The sequence below is a fragment of the Sphingobium sp. LMA1-1-1.1 genome, from assembly GCF_040676365.1.
GTDB lineage: Bacteria > Pseudomonadota > Alphaproteobacteria > Sphingomonadales > Sphingomonadaceae > Sphingobium.
Window position 1 is genome coordinate 407,022 of the sequence record NZ_JBEGHS010000012.1, and the last position, 15,691, is coordinate 422,712.

Here is a 15,691-nt window from a genome sequence, read left to right on the forward strand (position 1 = left end):
TTATTCGTGCAAATATTCGTATTCATTTCAGAGATGTTCGCGCATCTAAGGAACGATCGTTCTTATCACCCCGTCATGTTACGCGGCACGGCGCCAAAGAAGGCCTTTCCGCCCTCGTCCAGGCGGATAAATTCTGACCAGACTCCCAGATCGCGGCGTGTGTCCGCGTAAATATAGTCGAGAGCGCCCGGCATCGAGCCGGCCATGGGCACATCATAACCCATGTCCCCAAGGCGATCGAGCATCGCCTGATGATCGTCGATCAGATATCCGAAATGGTGCAGCCGGATCGGCCCGGCGACGGGAGGAAGATGATCGTCATAGATCGTCTTCTGCATGGGATCGGGCTCGATGATCTCCGTCATCACATTGTCGATCCAGGCGAGCGCTATGCGTCGGGTGGGCGCTGGCCGGCCGTCGATCGCCGGAGGATCGTTCACCATGAATTCGACCGCGCCGAACCTGTCGCGGAACGCCGCGACGGCCGCCTCCACATCGCGGGTTACATAGCCGAACTGGAAGAAGCCCTTGAAGAAGTTCTGCACCCATGCCTCCATATCCGATGTCGCCATCGAATTTAAAGGTACGCGTAAGAACCTATATTGGCAAGCCGGCGCGGCGTTCCGCTCAGCCGCTCATGCCTGGTCGAGGGCCTGGGCCGGAGGGGAGGAAGTGCCGGCATCTGGCCGCAGGAGCCGGTTCGTGAAGGTCGCGGAAAAGGCCACCAGGCCGATAAGGATGAATATCCCGCTGAAATTGGCCGCGTCCATCGAACCCCGGAGTTCGAGCAGGCTGGCGGCGAAGCAGATGCCCAGCGACAGGCTGATCTGCTGGAATGTCGCATAGAGGCTGGTCGCCGCGCTCATTTTCGACTGGTCGACATCGACAAAGGCCAGCGCATTGTACCCGGTGAACAGCAAGGACGTGAAAAATCCGGATATGAGCAGCACCGCGCCCAGTGCAGGCTGGGGCCAGGCCGGACTGAACAGGGCACAGCCGCTGATGGCGATTGCAGCCGCCACGCTTCCCGCCATCAGGCATGCACGATAGCCGAACCGCTGGATGACCGACGGCGCGATCGGCTTCATGGCCAGGGCGCCGATCGCTGTCGCCGCCATGATCGTGCCCGCCTGGGCTGCGGAAATGCCAAAGCCGATCTGGAAAAGCAGCGGCAGCAGGAAGGGTTGCGCGCCCTGCGCGATGCGGGTCAGCGTGCCGCCCGCCACGGAAAGGCCAAAGGTGCGGATGCGCATGAGCGAAAGATCGAGGATCGGGTTTTTCGTTCGACGGGCATGCACTAGATAGGCGATGAAGAACAACGCGCAGCATCCCAGAAGTGCGATGATGACCGGCAGCCCGACAGCATGGCTGCCAAGTTCCAGACCGAAGATGAGGCATCCGAGCGCCAGTCCCGACAAAACGAAGCCCCGCGCGTCGAACTGCGCCACGTCGTCTTCCCTTATCTGGGGAATGAGCCAGATCGCCAGCGCCAGCCCGGCCGCGCCGATCGGGATGTTGATGTAGAAGATCCAGCGCCAGTCCAGATAGGTCACGATCAGCCCGCCCAGCGGTGGTCCGACAATAGGCCCCACGAGGGCCGGCATGACGAGCCATGACAAGGCGGCGACCAGGTCATCCCGGCTGACGCTGCGCAGCAGGACCAGCCTGCCGACCGGCACCATCATGGCGCCGCCGATACCCTGAAAGAAGCGCGCGCCAACCAGCGTCGGAAGGCTGTTCGACCAGGCGCAGGCAACCGACCCCGCCATGAAGATGGCGATCGCGCTGCAAAAGATGGTGCGTGAGCCGAAACGATCAGCCGCCCAGCCGCTGGCAGGGATGAATGCCGCGAGCGCGACGAGATAGGATGTGAGCGCGAGGCTGAGGCCCGAAGCCGGGATACCGAAATCGCGCGACATGGCCGGCAGCGCGATGGTCAGGACGGTGGCATCCAGTTGCTGCATGAACAGGGCGAAAGCCACCACCAACGCAATGACGCGATAATTCCGCCGGCGCTCAGACACTCTTTTGCAAACTCATGCTTCCAGACCGTCGACCACCCGAACTGCACCAGTGCCTTCATAGGCCATGTTGCGGCCGAAAGATATGTTCCAGGCGGAAAACCGTTTCCCGCTGTTCCGCACGATGCTGTGGGTTCTTTGTTGTCGCATCCTTTGCGCGGAAAACCGGTTCCCACTTTTCCGCACGATGCTCTAGGTACCGCTCTTGCCCAGAATACGCTGCTCCAGCCGCTCCGCGACAGATTTGCGTATCGGGTCGCCCGCGCGGATCTTTCGCCAGGTATTGTAGCTGATCCCATATTGCATCATCAGCACATCGCTCGTCTGACCCAGCATGCCAGAGAGCATATGATCGACCACATGCCTGGATACGGGTCGCATGGTCGCAAGACGGTCGATGGTCATTTTCCATTCCCCGGATTGGCGGGGAGCGCGACGGGCCGGACGCGCTCCCCAAAGGATCAGAAGGATATGCGGACACCCGCCGTGATATAGCGACCTATCGGATCATAAGCGCTGCTGGCGGCCGTGGTGAACGTCGTCACCGGCGGAGGCGACAGCGGCGGATCGCGGTCGAACAGATTGGCCACGGACAGATAGACCTGCTGCTTGCCGCCGCCCATGTGGAGATTATAGGTCGCCGTGACATTGGTGTAGAACACCGCGGGCGTGCTGTTGTCGTTGATGTCGATGCCCTCTATCCGCGTGGCATCCAGCTTTGCTGCGCTGATGAAACGCTCCTGCACGAACAGCGAGAAGGCTTCGTTCGACCAGTTCGCCTGAAGCACGCCGCTCCATTTCGGCGTGATCGTCTCGCCCAGCGCCTCGCGCACCGGAGACCCGGGAGTCTGCGAATTATTTTCCGTCGCATGATTGCCGATCAGACGCACGTTGAGATTGCCGCCGGCAAAATCGGTCTTGTAGCCGATTTCGAAGTCGATGCCGGCGACGGTCTGCTCCGCCAGGTTGAGGTTGGGGCGCAGGATGCTGAGCGATCCCGAAGGCAGCACCGTGATGTTCGCGCACTGGGCCTGGTTGCCCGCCGCGCATTCGTCGACCACCCGCTGTTCCGCCAGCGTGGTGATCGCGTCCTTGAGCTTGATCTTGTAATAGTCGACCGACGCCTGGAAGCCGGGGAGCCAGCTCGGCTGATAGACGCCGCCGAAGGTGATGGTCCTCGCCCGTTCAGGTTTGAGATTGGGGTTGCCGGTGGCGAAATTGACCTGCGGCGTCGTCACGCCATTGTAGACCACATTGCCGTTCAACTGCGTCGCGGGGTTGAACAGTTCGAGCAGGTTGGGCGCGCGAATATCCTGCGACCAGGTGCCGCGGAAGCGGAGCGCGTCGTTCAACTGCCAGCTGCCGCCCAGTTTCCACGTCGTCGCCCCGCCCGACGTGCTGTAGTCGGCGTAGCGGACCGCTCCATTGAGGTCCAGCGACTGGGCGATCGGGCTGTCCTTGAGCACGGGCACGGCAATTTCCAGATAGCCTTCGCGAATGTCATATTCGCCGGAAAAAGGCAGCGGATTGAAGAAACGATAGGGCCCTTGACGCCCCTGAAGCGCGGCCGGGCCACCGCGAATGCCGGTGAAATCGATGCGCGTGGGGGACAGGGCATCAGTCGTCTGCTTCGCCGTCTCCTTGCGATATTCGACGCCGGCCGCGACCGAGATCGGTCCGGCAATTTGCAGATTGTCGCCCAGATCACCCCGGACGTTGATCGCGGCGACCTGCTGGCGCAGTCGCAGGTTCAGGACATTGTCACGGGTCACATAGTCGGTGATCGCCTGATTGGGGGCCTGCGGTCCGAACAGATTGCGCGGGGTGCAGCCCGGATCGAGGCCGGCGAGCGTCGAACGGCAGACAATCTGTCCGGCCTGGTTCCGCACGGCATCGGCCGAAGCATAGAGATTGCGCGCGATGGTGAGGTTGTTCGACCGCAGTTCCTGGTCCGACTGGCCAAAATTATAGGATGCGTCCCATTTCCATGTGCCGTCAAGCTCACCGCGCACGCCGATCGACCCGTGATAGACATCGATCGTCGATTCATTCTCGACCAGCGGCAATTCGCCCTCGAACCGGCCGAGCTGGAAGGACTGGACATTGGCCGCCACCATGCGGGCCAGGATGTCCGCCGGCAGATAGGCGTTGTCGCGATAGATGGTGTAGGCCGCGTTGGAACCTACATTCTGGCTGACGAAAGCGCCCTGATTGGTATGGCTGCGGGCGTAGAGTCCCTCGACGAACAGCGTCGTGGCGGACGACAGGTCAAATTCGGCGCGGGCAAAGCCGTTATAGCGCTCCTGCGTCGGTTGAAGGCCGATATTCGCCCTCGCGCCGTCGCCACCGCTCTGGAAAGCCGTGCCGGTGATCGTGCCATAATCGAAAGGCGCCGAAACGCCGTTGGCGAGGAATTGCGTGCCGCGCAGCGGACCGGCGCTGATCAGGCCACCATAGGTGCCGATCGAGCTGCGGATCGAGGGGATGATGAGGTTGAGCGGGCGAGCGCCGGCCACCGGGTTGACGATCTGCCCGGCATTGTCGTCGAACCAGTCGCGATGCGTCCTTTGGTCGGCGCGCAGCCCCTTCTGGTAGAAATAATCGATACCCGCGACAAAACGGAGCCGATCGTCCGCGCCCGCGGTGCCGAAGGCAAAGGAACCGCCGAACGAGGGCAGATCGCCATGGGTGGAAATGCCCGTCAGCGCCTCCGCCTTGAAGCCCCGCAATTTCGTGTCGAGCACGAAGTTCACGACGCCCGCCACCGCGTCGGAACCATAGGCCGCCGAAGCGCCGCCGGTCACGACATCGACGCGGCTGACAAGGCCCTGCGGAATGATGTTGATGTCGACCGAACCGCCGCTGTTGGTGGCGGGCAGGCGCCGGCCGTCGAGCAGGATAAGCGTCCGCTGCGCGCCCAGCCCGCGCAGGTTGAGCAGATTCTGGCCGCTGCTGCCGCCACGGCTGTTGGTGGTTGACGGACTGGACGTCTTGGTGCTGCCGTTGAAGGCGGGCAACTGGTTGAGGCCGTCGGCAAGGTTGGTCGGCGCGGCCACGCGCAGTTGCTCGGAACTCGCCATGGTGACTGGCGTCGGCGTCTTGAAGCCGTTGGCGACGCGGCTGCCGGTGACGACGATCGATGCGTCGTCGACGGAAGCGGCAGCCGGATCGGCAGCCACATCCTGGGCCGCCACATCCTGCGGCGCCACATCCTGCGTCACGGCCGGATCAGCAGCAGGCGCGGCTGTCGCGTCCTGCGCCGCCGCGCCCGAAGGCGTCATCACGGTCAGTGCGATCGCCAGCGGCATCAACGCCGCCCCTTGCGCGAAAAGGCCCTTCAGTTGCTTGTGCATCAATAGTCTCCCAGATCTTATATTGTCAGGTTGAAGCGAGGAAAGTCTCAGTCCTGTTCGATGGCCTTGCGATTGGCGCGACTGCCGATCAGCAGGGCGAGCAGGGAAAGAAGCGCAGCGGCGGCGCACCAGGCGCCGGGGATCGCCTTGTCCCCGGTCGCGCCGATGAGGGCGGTGCTGATCGCGGGGGTGAAGCCGCCGAAGATCGCGGTCGCCGTGCTGTAGGCCAGGCTGAAGCCGACAGTGCGGACATGGCCCGGAATGACTTCGGTCAGATAGACGATGAAGGCGCCGTTATAGGTGGCGTAGATCGCGGCCAGCAGCAGTTCCACCGCCAGCAGCTTGCCGAAGGTCGGATCAGCCACCAGCCAGCTCATCAGCGGATAGGCAAGCGCCGCACCCAGCAACGTCGCGGTGATCAGCAACGGGCGGCGGCCGACCTTGTCCGACAGCGCACCCATGACGGGCAGCAGAATGAAGTTGGTGAGGCCGACGCAGGCAGTCACGAGCAGGCTGTCGCCCGCGTCCAGGTTCAGCACCTTGCTGCCGAAGGTCGGGGTGTAGGCGGTGATCATGTAGAAAAACACGGTGGTCATGACCGCCATCAGCGCGCCTTGCAGCACGATGCCCCAGTTCGCGCCGATGATGCGCACGATCTGGCCGATCTGCGGATGCTCCTTGCGGTTCAGGAACGCCTCGGTCTCTTCGACATGGCGGCGGATGATGAAGAGGAAGGGGATCATCACGCAGCCGATGATGAAGGGCACGCGCCAGCCCCAGGCCTGCATGGTTTCAGGCGGCAGGCTCGTCGAGACGATGAGGCCGATCAGCGCGGCGAACACCACCGCCGCCTGCTGGCTGGCCGACTGCCAGGATGTGAAGAAGCCCTTGCGATGCGGCGGTGCGATCTCGTTCAGGTAGACCGACACGCCGCCGACCTCGACGCCGGCGGAAAGTCCCTGGACCAGCCGGCCGACCAGGATGATGAGCGGCGCCGCAAGGCCGATCTGCTCATAGGTCGGGGTGATCGCGATGGCGAGCGTACCGAGCGCCATCAGCCCCAGCACGAGCAGCAGCCCCTTGCGGCGGCCATGATGGTCGACATAGGCGCCCAGAACCAGCGCGCCGACCGGCCGCATGAGGAATCCGGCGCCGAAAGTCATCAATGTCAGCAGCAGCGAGGCGAACTCGCTGCCGGTGGGAAAGAACGCCTTCGAGATGTAGGTGGCGTAATAGCCGAACACCATGAAGTCGAACATCTCCAGGAAGTTGCCACTGGCCACGATGAAGATGGATTTGAAGGCCGACTTCTTCCTGTCGGTTGCCGCTTCAGTGAAATCGGCTGAGGCCGTGTGGGTCTGGGCGGTCATGGGGTCACCTTTTGCGATGCCGGTTCAAGGCCGCTTTCACGAATGATGCTGTAGGCCTTGGGCGAGGAGAGATAGTCGAGCAGGGCCCGCGCCGTTTCGGGCTGGGGCGAATAGGCGACGATGCCGCCGGAAAAGGGTGTCACCTTCTGGAGCGAGTCCGGCAGCAGCCCGACGATGCGGATGCCCTTGACCGGCTTGAGTTCGGAGAGTTGCTGGAAACCGATCTCGGCCTCCCCCCTCGCCACGATCTCGCCGACCGGAGTAGCGGGGATCATCCGCCCTTTGGGACGAACCTGATCAGCGACGCCCAGCCTGTCCAGCATGGTCGTCTGGATGTAGACGCCACTGGCGCTGTCGGACCATGCGACCGACTTCGCATTGAGCAAGGCCGTCCGGACGGCATCCGCGGTCGAGATGTCGGGAATGGGCGCGCCGTCCTTGACCGCCACGGCGATCTTGGAGAGCCCCAGATCGATCTCCGTGCCGCGGCCGACCTGACCTGCGGCGACCAGCTTATCCAGTGCGGAACGCGCGAGTATGACGACGTCGGCCGGTTCATGGCGGGCAAGGCGCGCGGGAATCGCGTTGCTGGTTTCGCCCATGGATGGCCCATGTTCCGTCACGATCCGGGTGCCGGTTTCGGTGCGATATTGCGCGGCGAGCCTGTCAAAGGCCGCGCTGAAACCGCCCGATGTCAGCACGTGGATTTCGGCGGGCCGGGCGGCCATGTCGGCGGAGGTCTGGCAGGCGGAAAGCAGCAATGCCGCAAAGGTCGCCATGGATACGCGCGACACATTGCGGCGCAGGGCCGACAGCATCGCGGTCACGACGGATCGCTCCATGCCATTTGCATTGCACCTCTCCTTCAAATCCATTCTGTCTGCTGGCAGGAAGAAGATCCTGCCGGCGCCTGCATTCAGTTGACGATAGAAGCGGGTCCGAATATTTTTATCAAATGCAATGAATGGTCCATGTGATGCATTTTACGCATAAATGGGAGGCGGGGCTTGTTGCGACAGCTATATGTTCAGATGATCCTGGGGGTGGTTGCGGGGACCATCCTGGGATATGTCTGGCCCAATGCGGGCGTTGCCCTCGGCCCATTGGGCATAGCCTTCATCAAGACGATGCGCATGATGGTTCCGCCCATCCTGTTCTGCACGATCGTCGACGGCATCGTTCTGCATGGCGGCGCGCTGCGCACCGGTTCAACCATTGTCCGCGCGCTGATCGTCTTTCTGGCGATCACCATCCTGGCGCTTCTTTCCGGAACCGTCGTCGCTGGCCTGATGCAGCCCGGAGCTGGCCTGAACCTGCATTCCGTCGCCATGAACCAAGATATGCATCGCCAATTGGCGGGCCCACCGATCAACGGTCCCGGCGAATTCCTGCTGCGCATGATACCGGACACCTTCTTTTCCGCCTTCACGGCCGGCGACGTGCTGCCGGTCCTCTTCATTGCCGGACTGGTGGGATTCGGACTGGTCCGGATCGGCGCTTCGGGCGAGCCGATCGTCCGGGGCCTGCGGGCGCTCACGCAATTGCAGTTCACGATATTCGGCTTTCTGGTACGCCTCGCCCCCGTCGGCGCCTTTGGCGCGATCGCCTATACCGTTGGCGCCTATGGCATCGGTTTCATCGGTTCGCTCGGCATGCTGATCGCGACCCTCGCCATCGCGTGCCTGATGCTGGCCTCTTGCCTCCTCATGGCGGTTCGGCTCGCGACCGGCATGCCGATATGGAAGCTGATCCGTCATTTCCGCGACGAGTTGCTGATCGTCGTCGGCACATCGTCGAGCGAGGTCGTCCTCCCCCGCCTCATCACCAAACTCGAGCGACTGGGCGCAAGTCCTGCTGTCGTCGGTCTGACCGTGCCGCTGGGCTATACGCTCAACCTTGCCGGCACCGCCGTCTACCTGACCGTCGCCACCCTGTTTCTTGCAGAGGCTCTCGCCATTCCGCTGCCCCCCGACAGGCTCGCCCTGTACCTGCTCGTCATGCTGGTGACGTCGAAGACAGCCGCGGGGGTCACGGGCAGCGGCTTCTCGGCCCTGTTGCTGACATTGTCGCTGCTGCCGGACATTCCGGTGGGGGCTGCCGCCATGCTGATCGCCGTCGATCGCGTGCTGTCCGCCATCAGGGCGACCACCAGCGGCCTTGCCAACATCAGCGCCACATTGCTTCTGGCACGCTGGGACGGCGCAACGATCGGAGAGGTCAGGCCGAAGCCCATGCCTCCGACAAAAGGGTGACGAGCCGCTCGGCCGCAGGCGAGATGGGGGCCGCAGGGCGCTTCAGCAGTCCGATCGTGCGGACGATCACCGGCTCGCCAAGAGGACGCCACACCAGATCGCGCGCTTCAGGACCTGCGCAGGCAAGCCTTGGAAGAACGGAGGGGCCAAGGCCTGCGTCCACCAGGGCGAGCGCGGACGTAAGGCGGGTCACCTCGTAAAACCAGCTGAGCTGGATGCCCTGCGCCGCCAGCCCTGCTTCGAGGGTGGTCCGATTGCCGCTCGCCCTGTGGACGGTGATCAGCCGCTTGCCCACCAGATCGCTCCATCCGACATTCGGCAGCATGGCAAGCGGATCGTCCCGGTGGCAGACAAGCCCGTAGGGATCATCGTGCAATGGCGAGAAGGAGAGGTCGGCGTCCGTCGAAACCGGCAGCGACAGGCCGAATTCCGCCTCCCCCGTTCTGACTGCCTCAGCGCATTCGGTGGCCGACAGGTCCAGGATTCGGACGCGGGTGTTGCGATAATCCTCCCCGAATTTCTGCAGCACCTCAGGCATGAACCGCACCGTGGCGCTGGGCACGCTGGCCAGGGTGATGCGACCCGCCTGCCGCTCCCCCTGGGCCATGAGCCCAATGAGCGAGCCGTCGAACTCGTCCAACATGCGTCGGATCAGGGGAAGCACCTCACGCCCCGACGGGGTCAGCCGCACCGTTCGCGTCGTGCGTTCGATCAGCACCGATCCCACGGCGCTTTCCAGCTTCTGTATCCGCCGGCTGAGCGCGGGTTGCGACAGGTTGAGCTGCTGTGCCGCGCGATGGAAGCTTCGCCCCTCCGCCACCGCGACCAGCGCGCGAAGATCAAGCAATTCGCAATTTATCATTTCCATCGTCCCGCCGGCGAACAAACTCGATCAGCGTTTTAGCGGAGTTTGCCGAACCGGCACGCATTTTCGCGTTTCGAAACCCGCCCTAATGCCCGTCACCGGACGGCCGCTTCACCTTCCTGATCTGGCCGACCCCTATGAAAACGCCGATGATCGTCAGCGGGAAAAGCGCGACGTCGATCCAGCCGGGCAGATGCAATCCCTGATGCTCCAGCGCTTCCTTCAGATGATGCCAAAGGCCCAGCGCATAATAGCTGATCGCCACCACCGACAGCCCTTCAACCGTATGCTGGAGCCGTAATTGCAGCGCCGTACGGCGATCCATGGATGCCAGCAGATCGCGATTCCGCCGCGCGAGAGCGGTGTCGACCCGGGTGCGCAGCAGGGCGCTGGTCCAGGCGGCGCGCTGCGCCAGATCCTCCAGCCGACGGTTGAAGGCATCGCAGGTCCGCATGGCCGGCAGCAACCGTCGCTCCGTGAAATCGTCGAGCGATCGGTAACCGCGCACGGGCGCGACCGCGAGGCGGCGGATGCGATCGCGGCAGATTTCCGCATAGGCCTGTGTCGCGCTCATGCGGTAGCGGGTGCGCGCCACGATCTCGGCCAGTTCGGCGCTCAGGGCGGAAAGCAGCTCCAGCACCTGATCAGCGTCGGCATCCTTCTGCGCCACGCGGCTCGTGATCGCCGTCAGCCGCTGTTCAAGCCCGTTCAGCAGAGGCGTCGCCTGCTGTGCCTCGGGCAGGCCCAGAAGGGCGATCTTGCGGTAATTGCCCAGTTCCTGAAGCCGCTGGACCAGTTGCGAACTTTCGTCGCCCACCAGTCCCCTGTCATGGATGAGCAGTCGGCCGAAACCATCGCCATGCAGGCGAAAGTCGCTCCAGATGCGGGCATGGCCGTCTGCCACATCGGAGATGATAAGGTCTTCGGTGGCAAAATGCGCGGCGATGGCGGCCGACGGCGGTTCATTCATGACCATCGCGATCTGTGTCGACCGGATCACCCGGCCCGGCATGTCGGCCATCCAGGCGGGCACATCGGCAAATGGCGCGAGGTCGAACAAGCTCGCGCCTTCGACCGGCGCGAGGAAACTGTAGGTCATGAATTCGGTATGACGCTCCCAGGAGAAATGGAGGTCACCGACCCGGCCGGCGAGGAAGCGATCGCCGGGCTTGAGGGCAGGAAAACGTTCGGACAGCAGGGCAATGCCCTTTTCGGCCTGCGCTTCGTCCACCAGCAGCACGAACTGAAGCGCGAGGGCAGGCGCATCGAAGCGGGACAGGCCGCGAACATGCATTTCCCGCGAAAGGGATGCGCGCAGCGGGTGATTGCGCTGGCCGAGCGCTGCAAAGGGATCGGTCGGGATGCTGGTCATGTCGTCCATGGCATTCCTTGGCGCCCTGCTTCATCAAGTCCGACAATATCGTCGCTGTCGATTCATAATGGCAGGATCGCGGTTGGCAATCCGCCCTGCCCGAAAGGATGAGGGGCGAGTGCAGGCTGCATGCGCACCCCGAAACAGAGGGGATGAACGCGCCGGCGGCTAGTTGAAGAGATCGAGCGGTATCGCCTCGGCCATGGCGCGATAGCCCTCCGGCGAGGGATGCAGCGCGTCGCCCACATCATAGCGCGGGAGCAGGCGGTCAGGACGGGCCGGATCGCGCATCGCCCGATCGAAGTCGACCACACCGTCAAAATTCCCCGGCTCGCGGATCCAGCGGTTCACGGCCTGCCGGTCGGCTTCGTTCCGGGCGTCGGGATGATAATAATCATTGCCCGCGAATGGCAGGATGGTGCCGCCGATCACCTTGATGCCCTTCGCCCGGGCGCGCAGCACGATCTGCCGGTAGGCGCCGATGATGCGCGATACCAGGCGGGCATGCTCCACGTCGCTGACCGGCGTTTCGCGGGTGAGCGTGCCGATGTCGTTAATGCCTTCAAGCAGGATCAGATAACGCACGCCCGGTTGCGCCAGCACATCTCGGTCCAGCCGGGCAAGCGCATTGGGCCCAAGACCGTCGTTCAGCAGGCGGTTGCCGCCGATGCCCTGATTGACGATCGCCAGATGGCGCGTCGCCGGATCGGCCTGCAACCGCTGGGCGAGACGGTCGGTCCAGCGATCATTGCCGTTCGTGGTCGAGCCCCGGCCGTCGGTGATGGAATCGCCGAGCGCGACGATCAACTGCGCCGCCGTGCAGCGCTCCACCTCCAGCGCGGCGAGCGAAAACCAATGGTCGACGGCCTGCGCGCCCGCCATGGCGGGATCGCCCAGATGGTCGCCCCTGAGCAGCCAGGATGTCGCCCGCGATCCGGGATGAGAGGTCTGGCCCGACGGTTCCTCGGCAAAGGCGATGGTGATCGCCAGATCGTCAAAGGCGCGGACCGGCAAGCCTATCGGATCGGATAGATAATCGGCCCCGGCCGGGATCGTCACTTCGCTGCGCCCGTCGAAGCGGAGCGGGATGACGGTCTTCGCGTCGATCGCCGCTGATCCGGCGCGCAGCGCCCGCGCGATGCTGGCGCCCTTCAAGTGCAGAGGCGCGGTACCCGTCTGGTTGGAAAGGCGCACCCGAAGCCGGTTCCCCGCAATGGATGGACGGACGACCTGCCGCAGGCTGCTGTCCGTCAATGTCCCCGGCGCCAGCGCATTGTCCCCGTTCGGCGCCATCTGGGCGGATGCCCAGGCCACGGTCCATTGCCCCCGGCACGGCGCCCCCCAGGCCGGCATCGCGACGAACGCCGCGAGGGGGAGCAGGACGGGAGCAAAGGTCAACCGCATGGACTTGTCCTTGACGATAGAAAAATGGGCCGGTCTTGCAACCGGCCCAGGGTCCTTGGGGGAGGATCAGAAGTTCGCGCGGATGCCCGCCAATATGGTGCGTCCCGGATAATAGATCGAATAAGGGGCATTATCATATTCAAATGTTGTGCGGATGGGCTCGTTCGTGATGTTGAGCACGTCGAGCGTCAGGCGCATCGCCTTGTTGAGGAACGGCAGTTGATAGCCTGCCGACAGATCGAGCTGGCCACGGGCATCATTGCGCAGGGCCGCGCCAGTAATGCCGTTCTGCGGCGCGTTGACTGCGATCGACTTGTCGTTCCAGACATAGTTCAGGCTGATCGAGAGGCCGTTATTTTCATAGAATCCCTGGAGATTATAGGACCATTTGGAAACACCCGTCGCGACCAGCTTCGTCGCCTGCCCCGGCATCAGCTTCGAAGACTGCTTGAGATAGGTTCCATTGGCCGAGAAGCCGAGCCCCTTCACCAGGGAGTCGAGCGGCTGCACCCAGGTCGCCTCAATGCCCTTGATCTTGAGGTCGCTGAGGTTGATCGGCCGGTCCACGGAAACGGTCAGGTCATTGATCGGCACGCCGGTCGATGCCGCACGGTTGGTCAATGCCTGCTGCTGGGTCGCGAGGAGGCTGTCATAAGGGATATTGAGCGAGGCGAAGGTGACATCCCGCGGATCGATGACAGTGAAACCCTGAACGTTCTTCATGAACAGCGAAAGGCCGACATAGCCAATGCCGCCCGTATAGAACTCACCACCCATGTCATAATTGTCGGAAGTATAGGGCTTGAGATCCGGGTTGCCTGCATTGGCTACCAGTGCCGTAGGATCGGTGAAGGTCACGCCCGGCAGGATCTGGCTCGCATCCGGCCGCGTCATGGTCCGCGAGGCGGAGGCGCGCAGCTTCACATTGTCGGCAATGTCGTAGGTCAGGTTGATGGAGGGAAGGAAATTATCATATTTCGACCGCGAGGTTATGTCGACGATCGCCGCGCCCACCTGGCTGGGTCCGACCACCAGCTGGTTGGTGGCGGCGTAGCGCATGCCGGCATTGATGTGCAGGTCGCGGTCCGCAATGGTAGTGACGCCGTTCAGTTCGAAATAGGCGCCCCACACCTTCTCATCCATGTCGCCCGTCGCGCCGCCCGTCACCGCGCCGCGCGTTTCCGGCGCGCTGTCGCGATAGCTGTAATAGTCGGTGGCGTCCTTGATCGCGCCGAAATCGGGCATGATGAAGGCGTTGTAGCCGATGTTGCGACCCGCCAGATGCCCGAAATTGCTGACCGTCATCGGCATCAGATATTGCGGAATGGCGCCGGTCGGGATCGATCCGGTGGCACCGGTGCAGCCCGTTCCGCAGACCGAGAGCTGATAGGCCTGGCTGTTATCATAGGCGCGGATGGAGCGGGTCGCCCGGTCATAGGCGGCACCGACCTTCACGTTGAACATCGCGTCGCCCAGGGTGACATCCAGATGCGCGCCCTTGGTCTCCGTCTTGCGGCGGACCAGCGCAACATTCTGGCGATACCATTGCCAACCCAGATTGGGATCGTTCAAGTCGATATTGGTCGTGATCGACGGATAATAGCCGTTGCTGTTGTCATAATAGACGTCCACGCCCGAATTGGGCGGCGTCTGGAACGCAAAGGTCGGCTGTTCGCGGAAGAAACGGCTCTTGGAATAATTGGCGCTGAGGTCGACTTTCAGCGTTTCGGTCGGCTGCCAACTCAGGCTGGGATTGATGTTCCAGAACTTCGTCGTCTGCTTGAACTGGCTCGCCTCCAGAAAGAAGGAAGAGTTGGCGAAGGTACCCGAAGTCACGACCCCGTTGTCGTCGACGGTGAGGTCGATGGGAATCATGCCGCCGGTCGCCTGCGCGCCGGTGCCGGGACCGGAATTGCGGACCTGCCAGTTCATGTTGATACGCGAATAGTCGCGCTTCGACTTGGCCCAGATGCCGTCGAGGGCAAAGTGCAGCGTGTCGCTGGGCCGCCATTCGAGCGAGGCCAGGGCGGAAATGCGCGAACGGTCGCCATCGGTCAGGGTGTTGCGGCCCAGTCGGGGAAGCAATGCCGTGCTGAGTTGGCTGCGGGTCAGGCCCGAAGTCGCGACGACATCGACCGGCTGACCGGGAATGAGGCCATGGCCTGCATTGGCGGGAACCGTCGAGGCCCAGAAGAAATTGTTGCCGCCGGGATCAGCCACGCCATTGACCATTCCCAGATTGCCGTCAGTCCAGCCGACCGTATCAAAGCCGTCCACGCGCGTCTTCGTCTTGACGCCGGCCACGCCCACCAGGATGCCGAAACTATCCGTCGTGTGGCTGGCGACGATCGCGCCGCGCGGGCTCAGCTTCTCATTGCTGTCGGTATATTGGCCCTGCGCCACCACGGTGACATGGGTGCCCGGCTTGTCGAAGGGACGGGCGTTGCGCAGGTTGACGGTGCCCGCGATGCCGCCTTCCAGCGTCGAGGGCGACGGCGTCTTGGCAAGATCCAGGCGGGTGAAGAGTTCGGAGGGGAAGAAGTCAAGATCGACCTCCCGGTTGGCGCTGCCGCCATTCGTGCCGCCGTCAGAGGCGACCTGAAGCTGGGAGCCGTTCAGGAGAACACGGGTGAAGCTGGCCCCGAGGCCGCGGATCGCGACCTGCGTCCCTTCGCCGCTGATGTCGCGGGTCAGGCGCACGCCGGGCATGCGGTTCAGCGTTTCGGCCAGGTTGGTCGCGGGCAGCTTGCCGATATCTTCCGCAAAGATGGAGTCGCCGAAGGCGACTGCGTTCTTCTTGGCATTGGTGGCGCTTTGCAGGCTGCCGCGGATGCCGGTCACGACGATGTCGGCTGCTTCATCCTGCTGGGCGACGGGCTGAGGAGCGGGCTGGGCCGCGCTGTCCTGGGCGATCGCGGCCTGAGCCAGCGTCAGCGCGCCAAAGGCCGAGGCCGCGCAGAGCGCCAGGCGAAAAGAGCGAATATGAGAATCAACCATTTGAAAATCCCCTCCTGAGCGCGGCTCCCGCCTATCCGGTGAACCTGTCTGGTAGCG

General features: G+C 63.3%; 11 protein-coding genes. 1 reads left to right on the forward strand and 10 read right to left on the reverse strand.

The annotated features are described in order from the left end of the window. Positions 1–65: 65 nt before the first annotated feature. The 6 genes from MRBLMA1_RS09335 to MRBLMA1_RS09360 all read right to left on the reverse strand — a co-directional run bounded on the left by MRBLMA1_RS09335 (position 66) and on the right by MRBLMA1_RS09360 (position 7,562). On the reverse strand, positions 66–545 hold the full coding sequence (locus MRBLMA1_RS09335; RefSeq protein WP_363736325.1) for a VOC family protein: 480 nt from the start codon (positions 543–545) through the stop codon (positions 66–68). A gap of 90 nt (positions 546–635) precedes the next feature. After that, positions 636–2,024 (reverse strand): DHA2 family efflux MFS transporter permease subunit, encoded by a 1,389-nt coding sequence (locus tag MRBLMA1_RS09340; RefSeq protein ID WP_363736327.1) that lies wholly within the window; start codon positions 2,022–2,024, stop codon positions 636–638. A 189-nt stretch (positions 2,025–2,213) separates the two neighbouring features. Beyond that, positions 2,214–2,426 carry a hypothetical protein gene (locus tag MRBLMA1_RS09345; protein ID WP_133651359.1) on the reverse strand — a complete coding sequence of 71 codons (213 nt, stop codon included), beginning with the start codon at positions 2,424–2,426 and terminating at the stop codon, positions 2,214–2,216. Between the two features lie 56 nt (positions 2,427–2,482). Beyond that, positions 2,483–5,374 (reverse strand): TonB-dependent receptor plug domain-containing protein, encoded by a 2,892-nt coding sequence (locus tag MRBLMA1_RS09350; RefSeq protein WP_363736329.1) that lies wholly within the window; start codon positions 5,372–5,374, stop codon positions 2,483–2,485. A 47-nt stretch (positions 5,375–5,421) separates the two neighbouring features. After that, positions 5,422–6,744 carry an MFS transporter gene (locus MRBLMA1_RS09355; RefSeq protein WP_363736331.1) on the reverse strand — a complete coding sequence of 441 codons (1,323 nt, stop codon included), beginning with the start codon at positions 6,742–6,744 and terminating at the stop codon, positions 5,422–5,424. Further along, complete coding sequence (locus MRBLMA1_RS09360; RefSeq protein WP_363736885.1) at positions 6,741–7,562, reverse strand: substrate-binding domain-containing protein; 822 nt, start codon at positions 7,560–7,562, stop codon at positions 6,741–6,743. Before MRBLMA1_RS09360 ends, MRBLMA1_RS09355 begins: the two co-directional genes overlap by 4 nt. 189 nt (positions 7,563–7,751) lie before the next feature. On the opposite strand from MRBLMA1_RS09360, the gene MRBLMA1_RS09365 reads away from it, so the two are divergent. Further along, on the forward strand, positions 7,752–8,996 hold the full coding sequence (locus MRBLMA1_RS09365) for a cation:dicarboxylate symporter family transporter (RefSeq protein WP_363736333.1): 1,245 nt from the start codon (positions 7,752–7,754) through the stop codon (positions 8,994–8,996). Here MRBLMA1_RS09365 and MRBLMA1_RS09370 read toward each other — a convergent pair. The 4 genes from MRBLMA1_RS09370 to MRBLMA1_RS09385 form a co-directional block, all read right to left on the reverse strand. Beyond that, positions 8,962–9,864 (reverse strand): LysR family transcriptional regulator, encoded by a 903-nt coding sequence (locus MRBLMA1_RS09370; RefSeq protein ID WP_363736335.1) that lies wholly within the window; start codon positions 9,862–9,864, stop codon positions 8,962–8,964. The two genes, MRBLMA1_RS09365 and MRBLMA1_RS09370, sit on opposite strands and share 35 nt — an antisense overlap. Positions 9,865–9,946: 82 nt before the next feature. Continuing rightward, complete coding sequence (locus MRBLMA1_RS09375) at positions 9,947–11,242, reverse strand: DUF3422 domain-containing protein (protein ID WP_363736337.1); 1,296 nt, start codon at positions 11,240–11,242, stop codon at positions 9,947–9,949. A 159-nt stretch (positions 11,243–11,401) separates the two neighbouring features. Continuing rightward, positions 11,402–12,637: an SGNH/GDSL hydrolase family protein gene (locus MRBLMA1_RS09380; RefSeq protein ID WP_363736339.1), complete on the reverse strand. Its 1,236-nt coding sequence runs from the start codon at positions 12,635–12,637 to the stop codon at positions 11,402–11,404. A 66-nt stretch (positions 12,638–12,703) separates the two neighbouring features. Then, a complete protein-coding gene (locus MRBLMA1_RS09385; RefSeq protein WP_363736340.1) occupies positions 12,704–15,634 on the reverse strand; it encodes a TonB-dependent receptor in 2,931 nt (976 codons plus the stop codon). Positions 15,635–15,691 lie beyond the last annotated feature (57 nt).

Coding starts and splice junctions, on each gene's coding strand:
- MRBLMA1_RS09345 (WP_133651359.1), bottom strand. CDS start 2,426: ATGACCATCGACCGTCTTGCGACCATGCGACCCGTATCCAGGCATGTG.
- MRBLMA1_RS09355 (WP_363736331.1), bottom strand. CDS start 6,744: ATGACCGCCCAGACCCACACGGCCTCAGCCGATTTCACTGAAGCGGCA.
- MRBLMA1_RS09370 (WP_363736335.1), bottom strand. CDS start 9,864: ATGGAAATGATAAATTGCGAATTGCTTGATCTTCGCGCGCTGGTCGCG.
- MRBLMA1_RS09375 (WP_363736337.1), bottom strand. CDS start 11,242: ATGGACGACATGACCAGCATCCCGACCGATCCCTTTGCAGCGCTCGGC.
- MRBLMA1_RS09380 (WP_363736339.1), bottom strand. CDS start 12,637: ATGCGGTTGACCTTTGCTCCCGTCCTGCTCCCCCTCGCGGCGTTCGTC.
- MRBLMA1_RS09360 (WP_363736885.1), bottom strand. CDS start 7,562: ATGCTGTCGGCCCTGCGCCGCAATGTGTCGCGCGTATCCATGGCGACC.
- MRBLMA1_RS09385 (WP_363736340.1), bottom strand. CDS start 15,634: ATGGTTGATTCTCATATTCGCTCTTTTCGCCTGGCGCTCTGCGCGGCC.
- MRBLMA1_RS09350 (WP_363736329.1), bottom strand. CDS start 5,374: ATGCACAAGCAACTGAAGGGCCTTTTCGCGCAAGGGGCGGCGTTGATG.